The 22,836-nt window shown below is 64.5% G+C and carries 10 protein-coding genes; 3 read left to right on the top strand and 7 right to left on the bottom strand.

The features are described from left to right. Nucleotides 1-11: 11 nt before the first annotated feature. The 3 genes from D6B98_RS25250 to D6B98_RS25240 form a co-directional block, all read right to left on the bottom strand. Complete coding sequence (locus D6B98_RS25250; RefSeq protein ID WP_126259606.1) at nt 12-914, bottom strand: ABC transporter permease; 903 nt, start codon at nt 912-914, stop codon at nt 12-14. A gap of 215 nt (nt 915-1,129) precedes the next feature. Next, complete coding sequence (locus D6B98_RS25245) at nt 1,130-2,083, bottom strand: ABC transporter permease (protein ID WP_126259605.1); 954 nt, start codon at nt 2,081-2,083, stop codon at nt 1,130-1,132. Nucleotides 2,084-2,273: 190 nt separating this feature from the next. Further along, nucleotides 2,274-3,932 (bottom strand): ABC transporter substrate-binding protein, encoded by a 1,659-nt coding sequence (locus tag D6B98_RS25240; RefSeq protein WP_126259604.1) that lies wholly within the window; start codon nt 3,930-3,932, stop codon nt 2,274-2,276. Between the two features lie 198 nt (nt 3,933-4,130). Between D6B98_RS25240 and D6B98_RS25235 the strand changes: the two genes are divergently transcribed. Next, the gene (locus D6B98_RS25235; protein ID WP_126259603.1) at nt 4,131-5,726 is read left to right on the top strand and encodes an ABC transporter substrate-binding protein; all 1,596 of its coding nucleotides are present in this window, start codon (nt 4,131-4,133) and stop codon (nt 5,724-5,726) included. A 270-nt stretch (nt 5,727-5,996) separates the two neighbouring features. On the opposite strand, the gene D6B98_RS25230 is transcribed toward D6B98_RS25235, so the two are convergent. Both D6B98_RS25230 and D6B98_RS25225 read right to left on the bottom strand, forming a co-directional pair. After that, nucleotides 5,997-8,228, bottom strand: a complete 2,232-nt coding sequence (locus D6B98_RS25230; RefSeq protein WP_126259602.1) for a CHASE2 domain-containing protein — start codon at nt 8,226-8,228, stop codon at nt 5,997-5,999. A gap of 144 nt (nt 8,229-8,372) precedes the next feature. Next, the gene (locus tag D6B98_RS25225) at nt 8,373-16,982 is read right to left on the bottom strand and encodes a VCBS domain-containing protein (protein WP_126259601.1); all 8,610 of its coding nucleotides are present in this window, start codon (nt 16,980-16,982) and stop codon (nt 8,373-8,375) included. Between the two features lie 621 nt (nt 16,983-17,603). Between D6B98_RS25225 and D6B98_RS25220 the strand changes: the two genes are divergently transcribed. Both D6B98_RS25220 and D6B98_RS25215 read left to right on the top strand, forming a co-directional pair. Beyond that, nucleotides 17,604-18,335: a transglutaminase-like cysteine peptidase gene (locus D6B98_RS25220; protein ID WP_126259600.1), complete on the top strand. Its 732-nt coding sequence runs from the start codon at nt 17,604-17,606 to the stop codon at nt 18,333-18,335. Nucleotides 18,336-18,445: 110 nt separating this feature from the next. Continuing rightward, nucleotides 18,446-19,570: a lysozyme inhibitor LprI family protein gene (locus tag D6B98_RS25215; protein ID WP_126259599.1), complete on the top strand. Its 1,125-nt coding sequence runs from the start codon at nt 18,446-18,448 to the stop codon at nt 19,568-19,570. A 130-nt stretch (nt 19,571-19,700) separates the two neighbouring features. Here D6B98_RS25215 and D6B98_RS25210 read toward each other — a convergent pair whose 3' ends face one another. Both D6B98_RS25210 and D6B98_RS25205 read right to left on the bottom strand, forming a co-directional pair. Beyond that, on the bottom strand, nt 19,701-20,900 hold the full coding sequence (locus D6B98_RS25210) for an ABC transporter substrate-binding protein (protein WP_126259598.1): 1,200 nt from the start codon (nt 20,898-20,900) through the stop codon (nt 19,701-19,703). An 81-nt stretch (nt 20,901-20,981) separates the two neighbouring features. Next, nucleotides 20,982-22,820, bottom strand: coding sequence for an AMP-dependent synthetase/ligase (locus D6B98_RS25205; RefSeq protein WP_126259597.1), 1,839 nt, complete (start codon nt 22,818-22,820; stop codon nt 20,982-20,984). Nucleotides 22,821-22,836 lie beyond the last annotated feature (16 nt).

The raw sequence follows: 22,836 nt of genomic DNA, 5'->3' as shown, positions 1-22,836 counted from the left end.
CATCACCATCGTCAGTTCCTGATGTCCATGGCGCTGCGCAGGCCGTCCGAGAGCAGATTGAAGCAGATCGAGACCGCGAAGATCATCGCGCCGGGCAGGGCTGCAACCCAGGGATTGACGTAGATCGCGGTGCGCAAGGTGTTGAGCATCAGGCCCCATTCCGGCTCCGGCGGCTTGGTGCCGAGGCCGAGGAAGGACAGACCGGCGGCCAGGATCATCGAGACCGAGATGAGGCTGGTGGCATAGACGAAGATCGCGCCCAGCACGTTGCCGAGGATGTGCACGCGCATGATGGTGAAGGGCCCGGCGCCGGAGGCACGCGCCGCCTCGACGAAGTCCATGTTGCGCACGCCGGTGGTGACGCTTTCGGCAACGCGGGTGATCTGCGGCACGAACACGACCGTGAGCGACACGATGGAATTGAGGATGCCGGCCCCAAGAGCGCCGGAGATCGCGATCGCCAGCAGCACCGACGGAAAGGCATAGAACACGTCGATCGTGCGCATGATGGCGGTGTTGAGCTTGCCGCCGACATAACCGGCAATGAGGCCGAGCGAGGTGCCGATGCCGAAGGCGAGGATCACGGGCAGGATGCCGATCACCAGCGACAGCCGCCCGCCATAGATGAGGCGCGCCAGCATGTCGCGGCCGAGCTCGTCGGTGCCGAGCGGATAGCCAGGCGTGCCGATGTGACGAAGGCGGCGGATCATCGAGCCCTTGTAGGGATCTTCAAGGCCAAGCCAGGGCGCGAGGATCGCCGAGAGAAAGATCAGCAGCAGCACCAGCGCGCAGGCCATGCTGACCTTGTCGCGCCGGATGCGGCGGCCGACGGTCGCCCAATAGCCCCGCGCCTTGGTCGCGGGCGCGGCCTGCAACGCGGCATCGGCGGTGGCGGACAACGGAAGCTCGCTCATCGGCTGGCTCCCGGTGCGCATCGCTTCAATCGGTGCAAGCCCGGAAGGCAGTGCACCTCTCCCGCGTGCGGGAGAGGTCGCGCCGCAGGCGCGGGTGAGGGCTTTCTCCTCTTGGGGGCTCTCGATTGAGGAGACACCCTCTCCCCGACCCTCCCCCGCTCGCGGGGGAGGGAGCGCACTGCCTTCGCGGCGATAGCTGAGTTCGATCCCATCTTCTAGCCCCGCTTGATGCGCGGGTCGATCGCGGCTTGGGCGATATCGACCAGGAGATTGAGGAAGACGAAGAACAGCGCCAGGATCAGGATCGTGCCCTGCAGCAGTGGCAGGTCGCGCTGGAAGATCGCCGAGTTGAGCAGGAAGCCCGAACCCGGCCAGGAGAACACGGTCTCGATCAGGATCGAGCCGCCGAGCATGTAGCCGAGCTGAAGCCCCATGACCGCCAGCGCGGTCGGCGCGGCGTTCTTGATGACGTGGCGGAATACGCCGCGCTCGTGCAGCCCCTTGGCGCGCAAGGCCTCGACGAAATCCTGCGAGAGAATGTCACCGGTGAGCGCGCGCACGGTGCGGGTGACGATACCCATTGGAATCACCGACGTCGTGATCGCCGGGAGCACCAGATATTTCAGATGCGCCCAGTCCCAGGCCCAGGAATTGGAGCCGCTGGGCCCGGCGCCGACGGCGGGCAACCAGTTCAGCTGCACCGAGAAGATGATGACGAGCAGCATGCCGAGCCAGTAATGCGGCACCGACACGCCGGCGATGGCGAAGGAGGTCGCGACCTTGTCGATCCAGGTCTCGCGGAAATAGCCGGCGATCAGGCCAAGCAGGATGCCCATGGTGAAGCCGATGATGGCGGCGGCGATCGCCAGCGTCACGGTGTTGCCGACCGCGCGCATGACCTCGGCCAGCACGGGACGCCCCGTCGCGATGGAATTGCCGAGATCGCCATGCAGGGCACGGAGCAACCAAAGCCCGAACTGCACCGGCAACGGGCGGTCAAAGCCATAGGCGGTGCGCAGTTGCGCGGCGAGCTCCTGCGAGGCGTCGGCCGGCAGCACGGCAACGAGCGGATCGCCCGGCGTGATATGCACGAGCAGGAAACACACCAGCGCGACGCTGATGACGATCGGGACGACATAGACGATGCGTCTGGCGATATAGGCGAGCACTGATTTACCTAACGTGATGTCGGGCGACTGATGGCGCTGGGGATAGTAAGGGACGCACTATGCGAGGGTTCCCTCCCCCCTTGCGGGGGAGGGTTAGGGAGAGGGGTGGCCACACAGGGACCGCCCGTGTGGACCCCCTTCCCCAACCCCTCCCCGCAAGGGGGAGGGGAGCCCTACCAGCGTACCCGCCTCACTCCTTCATCGACACCAGCGAGAAGTCGATGAACCAGCTCTTCGGCTGCACCACGCCCGTGACCTTCGGGCTCATGGCGCGGGGGCCGACGTCGTGGGCCACGTAGAGGAAGGCGGCGTCGTCGACGGAGGCCGCGTGCAGCTCGGCGAGCGCGGCGTCGCGCGCGGCGGGATCGAAGGTCTGCCGCGCCTTCTTCACCAGCTCGTCGAACTTGGGATTGTTGATGAAGCCCCAATTGTTCGAGACCGGCGGCGCCATGCCCGATTGCAGGAAGCGCACCAGCGCGAAGAACGGGTCCATCGCGGCATAGGTGACGTTGGTGGCGTTCGAGCCGTTGGCGCTGGGATCCTTGGCACCGCGGCGCCAGTTGGTGAACAGCGTATTCCACTCGATGACGTCAAGCTTCACGTCGAAATAGCATTCGGCGAGCGCCTGCTGCAGATATTCGTTCATCGCCAGCGGCTGCATCTGACCGGAGCCGGAGGCCGAGGTCTGCGTCTTCACCGTCAGCTTCTTGTTCGGGCCAAAGCCCGCTTCCTGCATCAGCTTCTGGGCGGCCGCCTTGTCGTATTTGATCTCGAAGCTCGGCTTGCCGCGCCAGGGATGGCCGGGCTCGAAGGTGCCGGTTGCCGGCACCATCAGTCCGGCGAGCAGGCCGTCCTTGAGGCCTTCGCGATCGACGCAGAGGTTCGCCGCCTTGCGCACGCGGATGTCGTTCCAGGGCGAGCCCTCGACGCGCGAGAACTGCCACGGCCAGACATGCGGCTGCTCGTTGGCGTAGAGCTTGAAGCCGCGCTGCTTGAGCTCGGGCAGCGCGTCCGGCGCCGGCGCCTCGACCCAATCGACCTGCCCGGAGAGCAGCGCCGCGGTGCGCGCGTTCGCCTCCGGCATCGGCAGCAGCACCATCTTGTCGACCTTGGGCACGCGCGCCTTGTCCCAATAGCTCGCGTTCTTCACCAGCTCGAGCCGCTCGCGCGGCGTGAAGCTCGCCATTTTCCACGGACCGGTGCCCGCCGCGTCCTTGGCAAACGCCGTCCAGGCCGCCTGCGACTTGGCCTTGGCATCGGCGCCTTCCGCCTTGTCGTAGAAGTGCTGCCACTTCGCCGGGCTCGCCATGAACAGATTGGTGAGGTTGATGGGCAGGAAGCTGTCGGGCTCCTTGGTGGTGAGCTCGACCGTCATGTCGTCGATCTTCTTCGCCGACGCCAGCGTCGGCATGCGCGAGGCCGTGACGCCGACCTGGCTGGCATCGAATTGCGGCGCATCCTGCTTCAGCACCTTCTCGACGTTCCACACCACCGCGTCCGCGTTGAACGGCGAGCCGTCGTGGAAGGTCACGCCGGGGCGCAGCTTGAAGGTCCACTTGGTCTTGTCGGCATCGTCGACCTTCCACTCGGTCGCAAGGCCGGGGATCACCACGCTTGCCTTGTCGGCAGAAGACAGGTCCCAGCCGGTGAGCGCGTCGTACATGGTGAGGCCGGTGAAGCGATTGCCTTCAAAACCCTGATCGGGCTGGCCCAGCGTGCGCGGAATATCGGCAGCGGTCATGCCGATGCGCAGCACGGTCTCCGCGCCGGCCACGCGCGGCCAGGCGGCCGCCGTCGTTAGAGCGAGCATCGCGATCAATGCCGCGCGTGTGTTCTTCTTAGTAAGCATCGCCTCAATCCTTTTCCGGCTTCGATGACTATTTTTGATGCAATCGTATGCAATGGCTATGCCAAAGAGAAACTTATTCTGCAATTTGGCCCTGCGACGACAAGTCCTTGTAGGCACTACGCCGGTGTGCGCGTCGCGCTGCCTATTCTGGCATCAAGATTGCAAGTTTGGTCCCGAAATCCCTGGGAGCTCTGGACCATGCGTATTCGTCTGTCGATTTGTCTCGCCGTGCTTGCACTGGCGTCGTCCGCAATCTCGGCGCGCGCCGAAACCGTGCTGCGTTACGGCATCTCGATGGCGGACATCCCGCTGACGACAGGCCAGCCCGATCGCGGCGCCGGCGCCTACCAGTTCACGGCCTACACGATCTACGATCCGCTGGTGGCGTGGGAGATGGACGTCGCCGATCGTCCCGGCAAGCTGGTGCCGGGGCTTGCGACCGAGTGGAAGGTGGATGACGCCGACAAGACCAAATGGCGCTTCACGCTTCGCAAGGGCGTCAAGTTTCACGACGGCAGCGAGTTCAATGCCGATGCGGTGATCTGGAATCTGGACAAGGTGCTCAACGACAAGGCGCCGCAATTCGACAAGCGGCAGAGCGCGCAGGTGAAGACCCGCCTGCCCTCGGTCGCGAGCTACGCCAGGATCGACGACTTCACGGTGGAGATCACCACCAAGACGGTCGATTCCTTCTTCCCCTATCAGATGCTGTGGTTTCTGGTGTCGAGCCCCGCGCAGTACGACAAGCTCGGCAAGGATTGGGACAAGTTCGCCAGCCAGCCCTCCGGCACCGGCCCGTTCAAATTGACGAAACTGGTGCCGCGCGAGCTCGCAGAACTCAGCAAGAATCCCGACTACTGGAACAAGAAGCGGATCCCGAAGGCCGACAAGATCGTGCTGGTGCCGATGCCGGAGGCGCTGACGCGCACCAATGCGCTGCTCGCGGGCCAGGTCGATCTGATCGAGACGCCGGCGCCGGATGCGGTGCCGCAGCTCAAGGCCGCCGGCATGAAGCTCGTCGACAACGTCACGCCGCATGTCTGGAATTACCATCTGTCCGTGCTGCCGGGCTCGCCCTGGACCGATATCCGCCTGCGCAAGGCGCTGAACCTCGCGATCGACCGCGACGCGGTGGTCGGCTTGATGAACGGCCTCGCAAAGCCCGCCAAGGGCCAGGTCGATCCGTCCAGCCCGTGGTTCGGCAAGCCGGGCTTCGAGCTGAAATACGATCCGGCCGCCGCCAGGAAGCTGGTCGAGGAAGCCGGCTATTCGAAAACAAAGCCGCTGAAGGCCACCTTCATCATCGCGCAGGGCGGCACCGGGCAGATGCTGTCGCTGCCGATGAACGAATTCCTGCAGCAGAGCTTCAAGGAGATCGGCATCGAGATCGATTTCAAGGTGGTCGAGCTGGAGACGCTCTACACGCATTGGCGCAAGGGCGCGGCCGACGAGATGAATGCCGGCATCACCGCCAACAACATCGCCTACGTCACCTCCGACCCGCTCTACGCCATCGTCCGCTTCTTCCATTCGGGCCAGATCGCGCCGGTGGGCGTCAACTGGGGCGGCTACAAGAATCCGAAGGTCGACGCGCTGATCGACGAGGCCAAGCAGACGTTCGATTCCACCAAACAGGACGAGCTGCTGGCGCAGGCGCACGCGCTGATCGTGGACGACGCCACGCTGGTCTGGGTCGTCCACGACACCAACCCGCACGCGCTGTCGCCGAAGGTGAAGCAGTTCGTGCAGGCCCAGCACTGGTTTCAGGATCTGACGACGATCGGGACGGAGTGAGGGCGGCAAACGCAGCTGCCGTAGGGTGGGCAAAGCGCAGCGTGCCCACCATTTCAACATTGCGGCGCGAGATGGCGGGCACGGCGCTGACGCGCCTTTGCCCCACCCTACAAGAGCTGACGACGATCGGGATGGAGTGAGGGCGGCAAACGCAGCTGCCCCAGGGTGGGAAAAGCGCAAGCGTGCCCACCATTTCAACATTGCGGCGCGAGATCGTGGGCACGGCGCTGACGCGCCTTTGCCCACCCTACGGCAGCGCCGATGCGTCGACTACTTCGTCAGCAGCGCATATGCCCCGGTCCAGTTCTCCGGCGGCGGATTGAGCTGGAAATCCTTGATGCGCGCCTCGTAGAGCCTGAACAGCTTTTCCAGCGTGTCAGCGTCCTCGCTCTTGCGGCCGCGCTCGATGGCATCCAGGGCGCCCTGCCAGTCGCGGCCGCGATAGCAGCTGAGCATCTCGATGGTGATGTTGCGCAGGCGCTGGAAAGCGGCCGAATGCATCACGTCCTCGCGGCCGGCGATGGCGTAGATCACCTCAGGCTCGGTCTTGCCCTTGACCATGATGAAGTCGAGCTCGAGGATCGCGAACTTCTCCTTGGCGGCGAGCGCGGTGCGGGAGCCGACGATGATGGGAAAGCCGTATTCCTTCGACTGGCCCTCCAGGCGCGAGGCGAGGTTCACGCTGTCGCCGAGCACCGAATAGTTCTTCTTCAGGTCTGAGCCCATGTTGCCGACCACGCCGATGCCGGTGTTGAGGCCGATGCCGACATTGAGCGGAATGTAGACGTGGCCGCCCTCGGCGGCCTCTTCCTCGCGCTCCTTGTTGACCGCGTCGATCTGCTCCAGCATCCGGATCGCGGCTTCGCAGGCGTTGACCTCGTGCTCGGCATCGTCGAGCGGCGCGTTCCAGAACGCCATGATGGCGTCGCCCATGTATTTGTCGATGTATCCCTTCCGCTCGATGATGACGTCGGTCAGCGGCGTCAGGAAGCGGTTCATCAGCGCGATCAGGCCTTGCGGGTCGTGCTTGTAGCTCTCCGAGATCGTGGTGAAGCCGCGCACGTCCGAGAACATGATCGTCATCACGCGCTCCTCGCCGCCGAGCACGAGCTTTTCCGGCGACTGCGCCAGCTGCTCGACCAGGACCGGCGACATGTATTGCGCGAACTGCCCGCGGATCTGCACGCGCTGGCGCTGCTCGCGCACGAAGCTGGCGAAGATCAGCGTCAGATAAACCGCCGTGGTCGAGAGCAGCGGATAGGTGAAGTCGATGAGGTAGCGGTACTGCACGTAGAAGAACCAGGACGTGCCGACCAGGATCGCCGCGAACGTCGCACCCGCGAGCACGAGGCGCACGGGACCGAGATTCGGCGTGAAGATAATGACGAGCAGGCCGATGATCAGCGCGGCGAGCAATTCGACCCCGAGCGCGTAGTTCGGCTGCGAGATCACCGCGCCGCTCAACACGCTCTCCAGCACCTGGGCATGGATCTCGACCCCCGGCATGGTCGCAGAGACCGGCGTGGTCTTGATGTCGTTGAGCCCGGCCGCAGAGGTTCCGACCAGCACCAGCTTGCCGGCGAACCTGCTCGGCGACACGCTGTTGTCGAGCACGTCGGCGGCGGAGACGTAGATCGAGGGGTCCCGACGCGCGTAGTGCACCCAGAACTGGCCGTTCTTGTCGGTGGGGATCTCGACACCCTTGATGCGGATCGACCTGATACCGGTCTTGTCGGTCCGGACCAACAGCGTCGGCGTGCCCGTGACGACGCGCAGGATCTCGAGGCTGAGCGAGGGCATGATGGTGCCCTGCGCGCGCATGATCATTGGCACGCGGCGGATGAATCCGTCCCGTTCTTTCCTGATTGAAAACAGGCCGCGGCCGGCCGCAACATTCTCGATCACCGGCACGTTGCGCAGCAAGCCTGGAAATTCGAACAGGAAGCGTTCGGCACCCTCCTCCCCGACCGTCGCCACCCCCGTGAACGGAAGCGATTTGTCCAGTTCGGACAAGACCTCTGGAAGCCCGGTCTCGCCCAGCACCACACGCGAGCGCTTGATCGCATCGGCGAGAATCTGGTCGTTGGTCGGCAACTCACGCAGCTTGGCGCGCGTGGCGTCGTCGAGATAGCGCATCTGGCCCGCAACCAGATCCGGGTTGAGCCGGTCGGGCTCCGAAAACACCACGTCGAAGCCGATCGCCACCGCACCGCTGCTGGTGAGGTTCTGGATCAGGTCGGCGATTCGCGTGCGCGGCCACGGCCACTGGCCCAGCTTGGCGAGGCTCTTGTCGTCGATGTCGACGATGACGACCGGCCGCGCCGCCTTGTGGCGTGGATCGATCAGCTGGAACATGTCGAAGGTGCGCAGCCGCAATTCCTGGATCGGCGGCGGATCCCACAGCCGCGCGCCGGCGAACAGCACCAGCAGCGCAAGGCACATCAGCCGCGCGAAGCCCAGCTTCCGCGCAAACCACCGCCGCAGGATCTTGAGACGTCTCATTTCGATCGGACTTCCTGCAACCGCCTGGAGCCCAATCTTGGATCGCCAGGACGCAAATGGCCATCGCTTCGGCAGCCAAGGATAGGGATTTTTTGCCGCGGTCGAGGCGCAAGGAAGAGCCGCGCCCCCGGCAGGGGCGTCGCTCTAGCTCACATGAAGGATGAAATCGCTGGCGTGGAGATTGCCGACAACGACATTCTTCAGGAGAACCTTGTCATTGGCATCGAGCGTGAGCAGGGTATCGGCGCCCTGCTGCTCCGCGAGCGCGGAGACTTGCGTCCACGACGTGATATTGGTGAACTGCCGCAGGTCGATTTTGTCGAGCCCGGTCTCGAAATCGGTCACAGCGTGCTGGATCGGATCCAGCGACGAAGTCGGCGCGAACACGAACTGGTCTTTCGCGCCGCCACCGGTCAAGGTGTCGCTCGACTCGGTCGCGAAAATGACGTCCTTGCCGCTGGTGCCTTCCAGAGTGATGCCCTGGCTGTCGGCGCCCTCGACGAAGATGAAGTTGACGGTGTCGTAATGGCCGGCCGAGTCGGCAACGGTCAGTGTGATCTGGTCGGTCGCGGGCGGCGCCGCGTCGGGATCGGCGCCGATCGGATCGTAGGCGATACCCGCGCCCTCCGCGAGCCCGGCGTTGATCTGCTCGAGCGTGCCGGCCGTCGGATAAACGCTGGCGAGGCTAACGTCCGGATTTGCGGTCGACAGCGTGACCGTGAACGTATCGGTCGCAGCACCGGGGTCGGTGTCGATGACGACGAGGTCGGTGATGATGTCGTTGCTGTTCTCGATGATGTGCTCGACCTGGAAGCCGGAGGTATCGATGACAGGCCCGCCGCCGGCTCTAACGACCACATCCTCGGTTATCGTATAGGTGTCCGTCAGCGGCCCGCCAAGGCCATTAGCGGAGTCGATGACGGTGACGCCGACGTGCAGGTTGAACTCGCCGTGGTACCCGGCCGGGGCAGTCATCGTCAGTCCCGAGGCCGCCAGCGATGCGATTTCTGCCGCCCCGATCAGCCACTGGCCGGCATCAGCGCCGGTTCCAGCATGACCGACCGAGAAGGTCGCGCCAGCCGGATAGCCCGAGAGCTTGATCAGGAGCGTTTCGGACCCGTCGCTATCGACTGCCGCCGCAGTGATGGCCGGCAGCTTGATCGGACTGTTGGAGCCAAATCCAGGCACCGCGAACACGCGCGCTTCGACGTCGTTGCCGCCGTCGCCCGGGGAGAACCAGGTCGAGACGATCTTGCCGTCCGAGGTCACGGCGGTCGGATTGGAGCGATCGGCCAGGAACAGCTGGTCGCCGGTCGTGGTTTCGTTGATGACGAACGACGAGCCGACCGCGTGCAACGATGCATCAAAGCGCTGACCCAGAAGTCCGAGGCTGCCGGGAGCGTCATGGCCCTGATAGGTGACGAGGAAGCCGCCGTCCGGCAGGGCTTGCAAGGTAGCGGTGGTGGCATCCGAGATGCTCACCTCGTTGCCGATTGGCGCACCGGTCGAACTGAAATGCCTCAGCACGAGCGTGTTCGCGTCGGTGTACGACACGACGATCGACCCGTCCTTCAGGACGGCGAGTTCGCCGCCATATTGATCGCCTGCGGTGTTGGTGTTGACCTGCACCTCTCCGCCGAGCTTGTTACCTTGCGCATCGAACCGCTGGAAGTAGACGCCCCAGCTGCCCGATACCTCGTCCTGACCATAGGAATGCCAAGACGCCACGAAGCCGCCATCGGCGGTCCCGGCGACTGAATCACCCTGCTGCTGGCTGGCTGTCGTCGTGTTGATCAAGAAAGGTCCGGACGTCGGGACCCCGCTGGAATCGTAGACGATCCCGTAAGTGCCTGACGCGCTGGCGTCGGACGTGACGTAGCTGATGACGAAGCCGCCGTTCGACAGCGCGGCAAGCGTCGCGTTCTCGCCATATCCGGCGAGGGAGACCTCGCCGCCTGCCGGCGAACCCGAAGAATCAAAGCGCTGCAGGTGGATGGTCGCTCCGTTGTCGCTGCCGGTGGTCCAGCTCACGACGAACCCTCCGCCCTCCAGCCCGACGACATACGGGCTCGACTGACTGCCCGCGGTCGCCGTGTTGACACGGAACTCGCCCCCGATCTTTGCGCCGGAGCTGGCATAGTGCTGAGCGTAGATGCCGGCGCCGTCGCCGTCCTGCCCCTGCGACACCCAAGCGATAACGTAGCCGCCGTCCGAGAGCGCGCCGATCGCGCTGTAAGTCTGGTCGTTCGCGGTCGTGGTGTTGACCAGGAACTCTCCCGCATCCGCGATCGGCGTATGGTCGATGTTGAACGCCGGCGCATCGGCCACGGGGGTCACTTCCGTGCTCAGCGTCGCCGCCGCTGAGACGCTGGAGCCGATCGAGGGCGACGTGATATCGATCAGGACGGGCGTCGTGACATTGCCGCCATAGGTATCATCCAGGGCATGCACGTCGAGGCTACCCGGCGCGCCGCTGAAATTCGCGGCCGGCACGAAGCGGACCAGCGTGTCGGTGGCAAGCACGAGCGCGCTGCTGTCGCTGACACCCGCGATATCTATCCACTGATTGCTACCGGCAACATGGTACTGCCAGACGCCTTCCGCGGCGGTTGCATGGGAGGCCGTGACGGCGACGGCCTTGAAGCTCGCGCCCGCATCGGCATCGTGGAATCCGGCGGCAAAGAGCGCCCCGACGCTGGACCCGGCGGGAGCAGTTGCATCTTCGCTGATCGCGCCGAGCGTCGCGCCATTCAGCGTCGGCGCGTCGTTCTTGCCGGTGATCGTCACCGTGACATCGGCCGTGGTACACTGGCCTTGATGGTCGTCGAGGGTGATGGTCGAGACCACCGTTGCGGTCTGCCCCTCGCCAAGGAAATCCAGCGCGCTGTCGACGATCGAATAGCTCCAGTCGACCGCGCCGTTGTTCTTGCCGGTCCCGAGGATCGCCAAGGCCTGCTCGAGTGCGGCGGCCTGACCAGACGTCAAGGTCAGTTCCGTGCTGTGATCGGCAGCCAGCCATGTCGTGGCCTGGTGCGTGATCGTCGCCGTCGGACGGTCGGTCAGGTCGATGTCCTTGAAGTGAACCGTACCGCTCCCGCCCGAGACCGGGTCGAGCGTCGTGGAGCCCGTGGTATTTTCCAGCTCGGAGAAGGCCAAGGTCGGAGACGCTTCGGTCGCGGTGAACGTCGGCGCATCGTCGTTCGCGTGGATCGTAATCAGCGTGCCGCCATGACCATCGCTGCTTCCGGCAAAGTGAAAATCGCTGTAATCGGCGCCGGTCAGGTTCAGGCTGATCTGGTGGCCGTCGGAGTCGGAGACCGTCAGCACGCCGCCGGTCGAGGGGTCGGAATTGGCGACATAAACCGCGCTGGTGCCGAGCCCGTAATTGATGGTTGACAGGTCGATCGTATCGTTCGCGGACAGCCCTGCGATCGAACCGCCAAAGGTCGCGGTATCGATCTGAAGGCCCGCGCCGTCATCCTCGAGCGTGATCGTCTGCGCCACCGTGCCTTCGAGCTTCAGGAGCGCGCCGGCGTCGACGGTGACCGATCCCGTGCCGGACAGCGAGCCGAACAGGGTCAGGGTCCCGCCATTGACCTCGATGTTGCCAGTATTGGTAATCGTGCCCGAGATCGACGCCGTGCCCCAGCTGTCGATATCGCCATCATTCTCGATGCTCAGCCCGGTCCCGGAGATCGACGCGCCGTTGAGCAGATCGATATCGCCGTGGTTGATGATCGACGACGCGTTGCCGAAGACGCTGGTCCCGGCGACCGTCCAGGTGCCGCCCGCGTTGTTGTTGAACGTGGCGCGCGCGACCGAGATGTTACCGTTGATGTCGCCGGTGTTGTTGATCTCGACGGCGCCGCCGGTCTCGACGATGGCGTAGGTCGCCGACGTGACGCTGGAAGCGACGGCGGGACCGATCGTGCCGGAATTGTCGATCGTCGCCGTCCCGGTCGCGTTCTCCTGGATGAAGATCGCGGTGTGGCCGGTCGGAGCTGCGATCGATCCGGTATTGGTGATGTGTGTCGAGCCGGTCGCACCGGCCGCGTTCTGCGTGACGCTGATGCCGGCCAGATTCGTGCTGGTGATGCTGCCATCGTTGACGATGGTGATATCGCCGGCGCCGTTCGCGACGGCGGCGAGGCCGACCGAACCAATGGCGGAGCCCTGGTTGGTGACGCTGACGTCGCCGCCGCCATTGTTGAACGCGCCGATGGCAATGCCCGCGGCCGTGATGGACGACAGCGCGCCGGTCGTGACCGTGACGTCCCCGGCGCCCCAGGTGAACGCCTCGATGCCGTAACCTGCGCCGGCTGTGATCGTCGCATCGCTGGCGACGATGACGTCGCCGTTGACTGCGCTCGAGAAAGTGCCGGTGCCGCCCGGCTTGTAGCCGGCGATGATCCCGCCCGGCGTCGTGCCGTCGTTGTTCAGTGTCGCGCCGGAATGGATCGCGCCGTGCGCCTCGACCGAAATCGTGCTGCCCAGGCCGGCCGCGATCGCGACGGCGTAGTTGACCGCGACGATGCCCGAGCTGCCCGAGGTAATATTGTCGCCATCCGCAAGGGTGACCGTGATGTCACCGGCATCGAGGCTGTAGGCCCTTATGCCGTAGCTCGTCGCGCCCGAGATCGTGACATCCTCGCCGAGCGTGACCGTCACGTCGCCCGTGCCGCCGCTCAAGGCCGCGGCGTTGATGCCGATGCTCTGGGCGCCCGAGACCGATATCGCCGTCCCGGCGAAGCTGTTCACCGTGACGTCGCCATTTCCGTAATTGAAGGCGTTGATGCCGTGGCCGACCGCGGTGATGGCGGCGTGATTGTTGACGATCACGGTGGCATTGACACTCGTGTTCGCACTGGTGCCGGTCGTGGCACCGGTGTAGCCAGCCTCGATGCCGGCCGGCGCATTGCCGGCCAGGTTCAGGCTGCTGCCGGAATTGATCGTGCCGTAGGCGTTGACCGTGATCGTGCTCAGGTCGGCCGCGTCGAGCGAGTTCGCACGGTTGACGGCAACGATGCCGGAACTGCCCGAGGTGATGGCGCTGCCCGCCTCCGTCGTGACGGTCTGGTTGCCGCTGCCATAGCTGCGCGAGCGGATGCCATAGATCGAGCTGCCGGTGATCGCGCCGCCGGCATCAATGATGATGTCGCCGTCGCCCTGCGTGAGCGCGTCGATACCGTATGCGCCACCCACCGCGCCGCCGAGCTGGGTGATCGAGATGTCACCAGCATTGGCGATGTTGATATTCTCGACGAGGACGCCGACCGAATTCGCGCCGGTGCCGGTCGCCTTGCCGGTGAGATCGTTGACCGTGATATCGCCGGAGCCGGTCGCACTATCGCTCAGCCAGATGCCGTGGCCGGCGAGGCCGGTGATGTCGCCCGTCGCGGTCAGCGTGATGTCGCCGACGCCGTTCTGGGTCACGTCGATGCCGTTGATCGCGCCCGTGAGCGTGCCGGTTGGCGTCAGCACGACGCCGGCATGCGCCGCCTGCGATACCGTAAAGTCGAGCGCATCGCCCGTCGACGTTGTGATGTCGGCGTTGCCTGTGATCGTGAATATGCCGTCGGCCGAGAGCTCGCCCGAGATGGTGCCGGTGAAGCTCTGGCCGGCGACCTTGTCGAGCTGCAGCGTGCCGGTGCCGCCGGCGAACGTGACATTCTGCGCGTCGGCACCGCCGAGCTCGAGCTTCGCGCCATTCTCGATGATCAGCGTACCGGCGCCGATGATGCCGCCGGCGAGGTTGAGCGTGCCGGCCTGGACTTTGATGGTGCCGCCGGTGTTGGTGACACCAGCCGTGATCGTGTTGGAGCCCGAGACGCTGTAGAGATTGCCGGCATTGCTCAGGCTGCCGCCGTTGATCGAGACGCCGGTCAGATAGAGCTTTGAGGCGTTGTCGACCGAAATCGTCCCGCCGGTATTGGCGATGATGGCGGCCGTCAGCTTCAGCGTGCCGCCGGTCACCGCCTCGATCAGGCCTTGATTGGTGATGGCGTGGATCGTAGCCGGGTCGATCGTCAGCGTGCCGCTGGTGACGGACAGCATGCCGGTGCTGGCGATCGTGATCTCGGCATCATCGATGGCGCTGATGCCGGTCGATTCCAGCGTGCCGAGAATGGCGACGGTGCCGCCGTCGATCGTCGCACCGTCGACGACCAGCGTCGCACCGGCATCGGTCTGGATGGTGCCGCCGCTATTGGTGACATCGCTCTTCAGCACCAGCGTTCCGCCGGACAGGTCGATCAGGCCGGAATTGGCGATGGCGGTGAGCGTATCGATCGTGCCGCCTGCTTCCAGGGTGAGCGTGCCCTCATTCGTGATCGTGCTGGTGTTGGTGACGACCACACCGGATGTCCGGGTGATGGTTTCGACGTCGATCGCCCCGCCGACGGTGACGTGGCCTCCGAGCGAGTTGGTGAACTTCGCGTCGGCATTCAGGGTGAGCTTGCCGCCGATGGTCAGCGTGCTCTCGTTGATCACCTCCGGCACCTTGTGGCCCGGCGTGGTGTCGTAGTCGTCGAGCGTCAACGACTTGGCGAAGGCCGCCACGTCGATCGTCACCGGATAGGACGGGGTCAGGCCGTGGAGCTGATCGGTGATGACGATGACGTCGTCCTGGTCGGTCGGGACCGTGCCGGTGGCCCAGTTGCCCGCGTCCTTCCAGAACCCGCCGGAGGGAACGCCGGGCTTGTCGGTCGCGATCCACACCACGGCAGGCGCATCGGTGCCCGTGATCGTGACGGTGATGGTTTGCTGCGAGGCCGCGCCTTGCGAGTCCGTGAGCGTCACGGTGTAGACCAGCGTCAGCACCGCGCCTTGGGGGATGAAATCGGCCAAATAGACCGGCAGATCGGCCAGCGACCAGTTGATGGTGCCGGTGCCGTCCCCGGTGCTGTCTGCGCCGGCCGCGATCGCGACGGACATCGCGCTCTGGAACGCCGCAAGCGGACCCGGCGGCACGCTGCCATCAGGCAGAGTCGCACTGGTCAGCGCCACCGACACGGTATGCTTGTCGGTGAGATCGACGTCGTTGAAATTCAGCGTACCCGACGTCGGCACATCGCTGGTGAGCGGGCCACCCGGCACGCTGGTGCCGCCCTCGAAGGTGATGATCGGGACATCGGTGGTGATCGCAGGCTTGTCGTTGGTCCCCGTGATCGTGATCGTGATCGGGATGAACTTCGACTCGGGGTTCACAGCGAAATTGGTGTCGACGCGGACCATGTAGGTCAGGGTCACCGTTTCGCCGGCAGCGAGGAAGTCGAAGACGTGGTCCGGGAGCGTGTAGGTCCAGATCGCCGAGCCGTTGTTGTTGTTGCCGGGGTCGGGGACGACGCTGATCTGGATCTGCGTCGCTGCGATGGCGTGCTTCTGCAGATCAGTCAGCGAACCGGTGACGTCGTGCTGGCCGGCGTCCTTGTAGACATAGTTCGGCGCTTCGGCGAGGCTGATGCTCACCGTCGGCTTGTCGCCGAGGTTTTGATCCACGAATCTGATCAGGCCGGTAATCGTATCGGCATGCGTGTCGCCGGTCGCGCCGGCACGCTCGGTCAACGCGAACGCCGTCTTCACAATGCCGCTGGCGTCAAAGCTCTGCGCGATCGGCTGGCCGGGAATACGCACGACGGGCGGCGTGGGCGTGCTGGGCCCTTCCGATCCCTGCGGAGTGAGGTTGACGAAGGTCGCGACCGCGGTGGGGCCGGAACTCGACTTGAACACCACGTCCAGGCTCATCGGCGTGAGCGTGTCGGTGAAGTTCGTGGTCAGCTTGGTGTTGGTGTTGTTGTCGGTGAACTTCAGCGTGAACACGTCGGTGATCAGCTTCTGCACGTCCGGCGACATCAGCGCATTTGAGATCGAGACGTTGCCGCCGCTGATCTGGATCATCTGGCCGGCCTGGTTGACCGTCGCGATCGGCAGCAGCGTGACCTTGTCGAACAGGATGTAGGAGCCCGTCGTGCCGTTCGGCTCGACCAGCACCTGGAAGCTCGCCTGCGGCTGCGGATCGCCGCCGCCGGCGGGAACGACGAAATTGATCTGGGTGAGCACCGCGGTGCCGCGGATGCCCATGGTGGCGACCGGGGTGTCGATCTTCATGTCGCCGTGCTTGGCGGTCTCGCCGGCGACGAAGGTGATGGTGCCGGCGACGAGGCTCAGCAACGAGGAATTGCTCGACCCGTTGGGGTCGTAGACCATTTCGTTCAGCACCATCCGCGCGTTCGAGGACAGGCCGAACACGGTGCCGTCGATGAAGGTTATGCCGAGGGTCGAGTCGGCGCCGGTCGAAACCACGTCGCCCTTCTCGACGTTGTCGCCGTTGTTCAGGATGACCGAGACGCCGTTGCGGATCGCGGTCGCGCTGCCCACGAGCTTGGTGACGTGCCCGATGACCTGGGCCGCGGCAGCGCCGGGCGCGGCTTGCGCAACCTGGACATGGCCGGTAAGCGCGCTGACGATTTCACCGGTGAGGTGGGCGCCATCGGGCGAGGCGAGCGCGGCGCGCTTGTCGCCCCGGAAATAATCGTGAACGACGAACTCGTGCCCCTCATGGGACAAGACGAGATCGAGGCCTGTGCGCTTGAACTCGCCGTTGAAGATCAGGTTGGGGTCGGGAACGACGAACGCGCCCTCGGGCACGTGACCATGTGCCTTCGCCGTAAAGGAATCGACATGGGCATTGCCGGGCGAGCGGGAACCCTGGCCGTCCAAGGAAATCGCGCCGTCAAATTGGCCAGCGTAATTCAACCGGGCACCGTAAAAGGGTTAAAATTTAAGTAAGTATCAATTGCCTAAGCTTGCATAGCATTAGCAAGTCCTTAGCGATACCATCTATTGCTTGTGTGATTTCGCATCACTTGGGCTTCAGAAGCCCCCGCGGGTCGGCCCACGCGAGAGAAGCCGAAGTAATCCATCAAATATTCCGAAGTCGAATTCGGCCTTTTTGCGCTCATTTCAAGTCATCCAAAGTAATCTGCTGTATAATTGCGGAGCAGATACTTGCGTCATCTTTCCTTCGCGAAGTCCCGCCACATCCTGCGGCAAATACGGGGTTAAATCTGTGATCTAACTAACAGAACCCCATGAAATTGGGGGGTGTTAGCCATGACGCGCGGATTCGGCCTTCCTACAACCTGCACCTGCAATTGCCCTCCGTTTGGCGGCAGCCGGGTACCCTCTAGCTAGCGAATCGTAAAATTTTACGCAATTCGCGCAGGTCTATTTCAGCCTGTTGCCCGGTTTTGCCACCCCAGCCGGGCGCGTTAAGCAGAACAAAACAGCCCGTCTCGCACTATCTCCCCGAAAGCAACAAAGCCCGGCACGTCGAGGTCGAGGGGGACCCGGCGAAGCCAGGCAAGGGGATGTCAGATGGAGACCGCTGCTCGCTCGCGCGCCTGGCGCGCAATCCTTGTTCTGTGCGGATTGATCCTGTTCGGATCGGCCGCCGAGCTTCGCGCCGGCTCGCTGCTGTCGCCGGGAGCCGGCCTTCTCGTGCGCAAATCCGCCGAGCCGTTCGGCGTGTTCGCCTTCGCCATTTCGTCCGGCAGCCTGCGGCAAAAATGGCTCGCGCTGAGGGACAGGCTGGACGACGACATGGTGCAGCTTGCGCTGTGCGACGGCGACCGGGACAATTGCGCATCGCCTGCGGCCCTGAAGCTGCTCGCCATCGTCGACCAGGCCCGCGCCCGCGACGGCCGCGCACGGCTCGGCGAGACCAACCGCGCCGTCAACCTCGCCATCCGGGCCGCCAATGACGGCATCGACGACGTCTGGAGCTCGCCGCTTGCGACCTTCGCGAACGGCGCCGGCGATTGCGAGGACTACGCCATCGCCAAGCTGGCCGCGCTGCGGCTGGCAGGAATTGCCGCCGAAGACCTTCGCATCGTCGTGGTGCGCGACGTCAGGGCCGGTGAAGATCATGCGGTCGCCGCGGCAAAGCTCGACGGCCACTGGCTGATGCTCGACAACCGCCGCATGGCGATGCTCGAGGACGACGCTGCGCGGAGCTACCAGCCGCTGTTCGCACTGGACCAGTCGGGCGTGCTGAAATATGTCGACGAACCCGTGCGATTCTCGATGGTCGCTGCCGAGGCACGTTGATCGGTTCGGCAGCCTCATAGCTGCGCATCACTGCGACTTCCCCACAAGGCCATTCCACCGCGCCATGCGGAACGCTAGCATGGCCGGGGCCACGCTGGGGGACGACGAGAATGCGCATCACCGTGCTGTCTGTGCTTGCGCTACTGGCATTGCCGGCCGTCCCGGCCTTCGCGCAATCCGCGCCATCCGACCGCTCCATCGCCGATCGGCTGCCGCTATTCGCCAAGAACAACTGCCAGCAGATTCGCGACCCCGGCAACCAATTGTTCTGCGGTGATGCCACGCTTGCGGCGGCTGCCGAGAAGCTGAGCGCGGCGATCGAGGCGCGGCTCGCCCGCCTGCCCGATCGCCTGCCTGCGATCGAGGAGAATGCGATCTGGGTCCGCCAGCGCAATCTCAGCTGCGGCATCGTCGGGCAGAGCCCCGTCCGCGCCGACGATCTCGATCGGGTGAAGGCGTGCCTGCTCAAGGTGACCGAGGAGCGCGCCGCGATCGTGCGCGATCCCGACTTCGACTGCCTGGCGGCCAACACCGCAGCGGGCGCGCTGATCTGTGCGGACCCAGCGCTGGCGCTGGCGGAGACGGAGCTCAATGCCCAGGTGCTCGGCCTGATCGGCAAGCTGGACCCGACCGCGGCGCGCTTTGCCTTCGCCGAATATGGCAGGTGGAGCCGCGAGCGCGACCGCAAATGCAATCTGGTCGGCAAGGAGAACGTGCCGCTGCAGGAGCTTGAATCCGCCGAGGACTGTCTTGCCGATTATTTGAGGCGCAAGACCGAGGAAATCCGCGCGGCGAAGGCAGACCCCAGGAAGGTGTTCGGCCGGCAGGTCGCGGCCCGCCTCCCCGACACCGACGCGATCGACTTCTGCGCGGCGCGGATCCATGCGGCCAATTCCTGCGGCAGCTTCCTGCGCATCAACCGCGTCTACGCGCTCGACAGCCAGGTGACCGAGCAGGAGGCGCAGGTCACGGGCGAGATCGAGATGGCCGTGCTGGCGCCCTTCACCATGTGCAGCAAGGTCGCGACCACCTGCACCGGCACCTGCTGGGACGCAAGGACGGGCCGTCCGCAGGCAGGCGCCGCCAACAACGAGCGCCAGGCGGGATCCTTCAACGTGACGCGCCGCCTACGCATCCAGCGGACCTTTGCTTTCGTGAAAGCCGCCGACGGCTGGCGGTGCCGGGAGGATGAGCTGGCGCCGGTGAATTCAGGAACGGCGGGCGGGGGATCGTAGCTTGTCTCTTCTCCCTCTCCCCGCTCTTCGCGGGGAGAGGGTTGGGGTGATGGGCGGTCTCTGCGATCACGGTGAGAGTTGGACTCGCGGAGAGTCCCCCTCACCCGCACGCGGGGCGAGGCAAGAAGCATCAGAACATCAGATTGTCCTTCACCAGCACCCAGCGGCCGCCCTTGACCTGCTGCACCTGGGTGATGGTGTTGGCGAGGTGGTCGGTCTTGGAGAACTTGGTCGGCGGCGAGTTGAAGATGTCGAGGAATTTCTCACCCGATTCCAGCGCATCAAGCATCTTCTGGCCCGTGAGATCCTTGCCCGCCTTCTGCGCGTAGAAGGCGAAGGTCATCATCGCATTGTAGCCGATGATCGCCTGCGTGTTGGCGTCGGTGCCGAACATCTTCTTGTAGTTGACGAGCCAGTCTTTCACCTTGCCCTTGGCGGTGTCCTCATAGGGGATCTCGAAGCCGCTGGCGGCGTAGAGACCCTCGACGGCTTCCTTGCCCAATGCAGGAACCTCCATCACGTTGGTGGGGGTGGCACCGAGGAAGGTGACATCCCAGCCCAGCTTCTTGGCCTCGGACATTGCCCCGATGGTCTCGCGGAGCACGGTGCCGAGCACGACGAGGTCGCAGCCGTCGGACTTCATCTTGGCGATCTGCGCGCTGAAATCGGAGGCGCCGCGCTTGTAGCTCGTGATCGAAGCCGGCTGCGCCTTCATGGCGGTGAGCTGCTGATTGAAGCCGTCGAGCACGTTCTTACCGTACTCGTCGTCCTGATGCATGATGCAGGCCTTCTTGAAGCCCTTCCATTCCATCATGTATTTCAGCGCGGCTCGGGTGCTCTCGACGTAGGGCAGCAGATTGTTGAACTTCAGTCGCTCCTGCGGCTTGGCCGGATCGAACTTGAAGGTGAACTCGGCCGCCGTGAGCGGGAACAGCTGCAGCACGCCGGCGTCGAACAGGATGTCCTGCGCGGCGAGCACGGTGGGCGACCCCATCGGTCCCACCATCGCGAAGATCTTGTCGCGCTCGATCAGCTTTTGCGAAGCCAGCACGGCCTTTTTCGGGTCATAGCCGCTGTCCTCGACGACCAGCCGGATCTTGCGGCCGTTGATCCCGCCGGACGCATTAATCTCCTCGGCGGCCATCTTCATGCCGTTTGCGACCGGGACGCCCCAGCCCTTGATCGGACCCGACAGGTCCTGGTGGGTACCGATGACGATCTCGGTTGCCGAGATGCCCTCGTTGGTGACCTTGGTCTGCGCCGCGGCCGGCAGACAGGTGAGCACCACGGCACTCACAGCAAGGCCGAACGCGCTGAACGATTTCGACATTGACGTCTCCTCTCCTAAAGGCCCGTATTACGCGAAGGGCGGGGGCCGTCGCTCCTTCGCTTTCTCAGATAGTCCGGCGCCTCATGCCACGGCGCGCTGGCGATACATCGCTTCGATCTCGGCGGCATAGCGCTTGTTCACGAAGCCGCGCTTCAGCTTCATGGTCGGCGTCAGCTCCTCGTCCTCGGGCGTGAGCTGGCGCTCGATCAAGTAGAACCTCTTGATGGTCTCGACGCGGGCAAAATTGCCGTTGACCTGCTCGATCTCGCGCCAGATCAGGTCCTGAATCTCCACTGCCCGGCACAGGCTGGCATAATTGGTGAAGGGAATGTCGTGGTCCTGGGCGAACTTCTCGACATTCTCCTGGTCGATCATCACGAGGCAGGTGAGATACGGCCGCTTGTCGCCGATCACGACCGCATCGGAGATGTAGGGCGAGAATTTGAGCTGGTTCTCGATCTCGGACGGCGTGATGTTCTTGCCGCCGGAGGTGATGATGATGTCCTTCATCCGGTCGGTGATCCGGACGAAGCCTTCATTGTCGATGGTGCCGACGTCGCCGGTATGCAGCCAGCCGCGTGAATCGATGGTCTCGGCGGTCTTCTCCGGCTGGTTCAAATAACCCATGAACAGGAAGTCGCCCTTGATCAGGATCTCGCCCTCGGGCGACAGCGCGACCTCGCCCCAGGGCACCGCGGTGCCGACCGAGCCGAGCTTGACCCGCTCCGCCGGCATCATGGTGGCGACGCCGCAATTCTCGGTCTGGCCGTAGACCTCGTGCATGTCGATGCCGAGCGCGAGATACCAGCGGATCAGCTCCGGCGCGATCGGCGCTGCGCCGGTGAAGGCGATGCGGCAGCGGTCGAGCCCGATCATGCGTCGGATGTTGCGGAATGCGACCCGGTAGGCGATGCGGTTTGCGAGCCGCAGCGACAGCGGCGGCGGCTTGCCCTCGAGCCGGTACTCGACCATGCGGTAGCCGAGGCCGATGGCGCGGCGATAGACCCATTGCTGCAGCGGCGTCGCATCCTTCAGCGCGATGGTGATGGCGGAGTAGAATTTCTCCCAGATGCGCGGCACCGCGAGGAAAACGGTCGGCTGCACCTCGCGCAGATTGTCCGGCACTGTCTCCGGGCTCTCGGCGAAATTCATCACCGAGCCCAGCGCGACCGAGATGTAATAGCCGCCGATGCGCTCGGCGACGTGGCAGAGCGGCAGGAAGATCAGCCTGTCCTCGTCCTCCCGCGCCGGGATGAAGTCGTTGGCGTGGCGCATCTGGTGCGTGACGCTGCGGTTGGCGTGCATCGCGCCCTTGGGCGGGCCGGTCGTGCCGGACGTGTAAACGAGGATGGCGAGGTCGCCGGCGCTGCGGCTGTCGATCATCTCCTGCCACAGCGCCTCGCGCCCGACCATGTGATTGCGGCCGAGCGCGCGAAATTCGTCGAGCGACATCACCATGTCGTCGGAGAAGCCGCTGAGACCCTCCATGTCGAACACGATGATCTTCTGCAGGGACGGACAGCGGGCACGGCAGGCGAGAATCTTGTCAAGCTGCTCCTCGTCCTCGGCGAAGATGACTTTCGTCCCGGAGTCGTTGACGAGGTATTCGACCTGGGACGATGCGTCGGTCGGATAGATGCCCGAGGAGACGCCGCCGGCGCACAGGATGCCCATGTCGACATAAACCCACTCCGGGACGGCGTTGGCGATGATGGAGGCGACGTCACCGGGCCTGAAGCCGGACGCGTGAAGCGCGTAGGCAATGTCCTTGGATATCTCCAGCCATTCGCGCCAGCTCGTCGGCTGCCAGATTCCGAACTTCTTCTCGCGGATAGCCGGCCGATCGCCCCGCGTCTCCGCAGCGCGCAAAAAGCTCCTTGCGATCGTATCAGCGACCGTCAGCACCGCCGGTCGGGCCATGCGCGTCTCCTCCTTG

The sequence above is a fragment of the Bradyrhizobium sp. LVM 105 genome, from assembly GCF_003957705.1.
Taxonomy (GTDB): Bacteria; Pseudomonadota; Alphaproteobacteria; order Rhizobiales; family Xanthobacteraceae; genus Bradyrhizobium; species Bradyrhizobium frederickii.
This window is presented reverse-complemented; position numbering and strand designations above follow the sequence as displayed.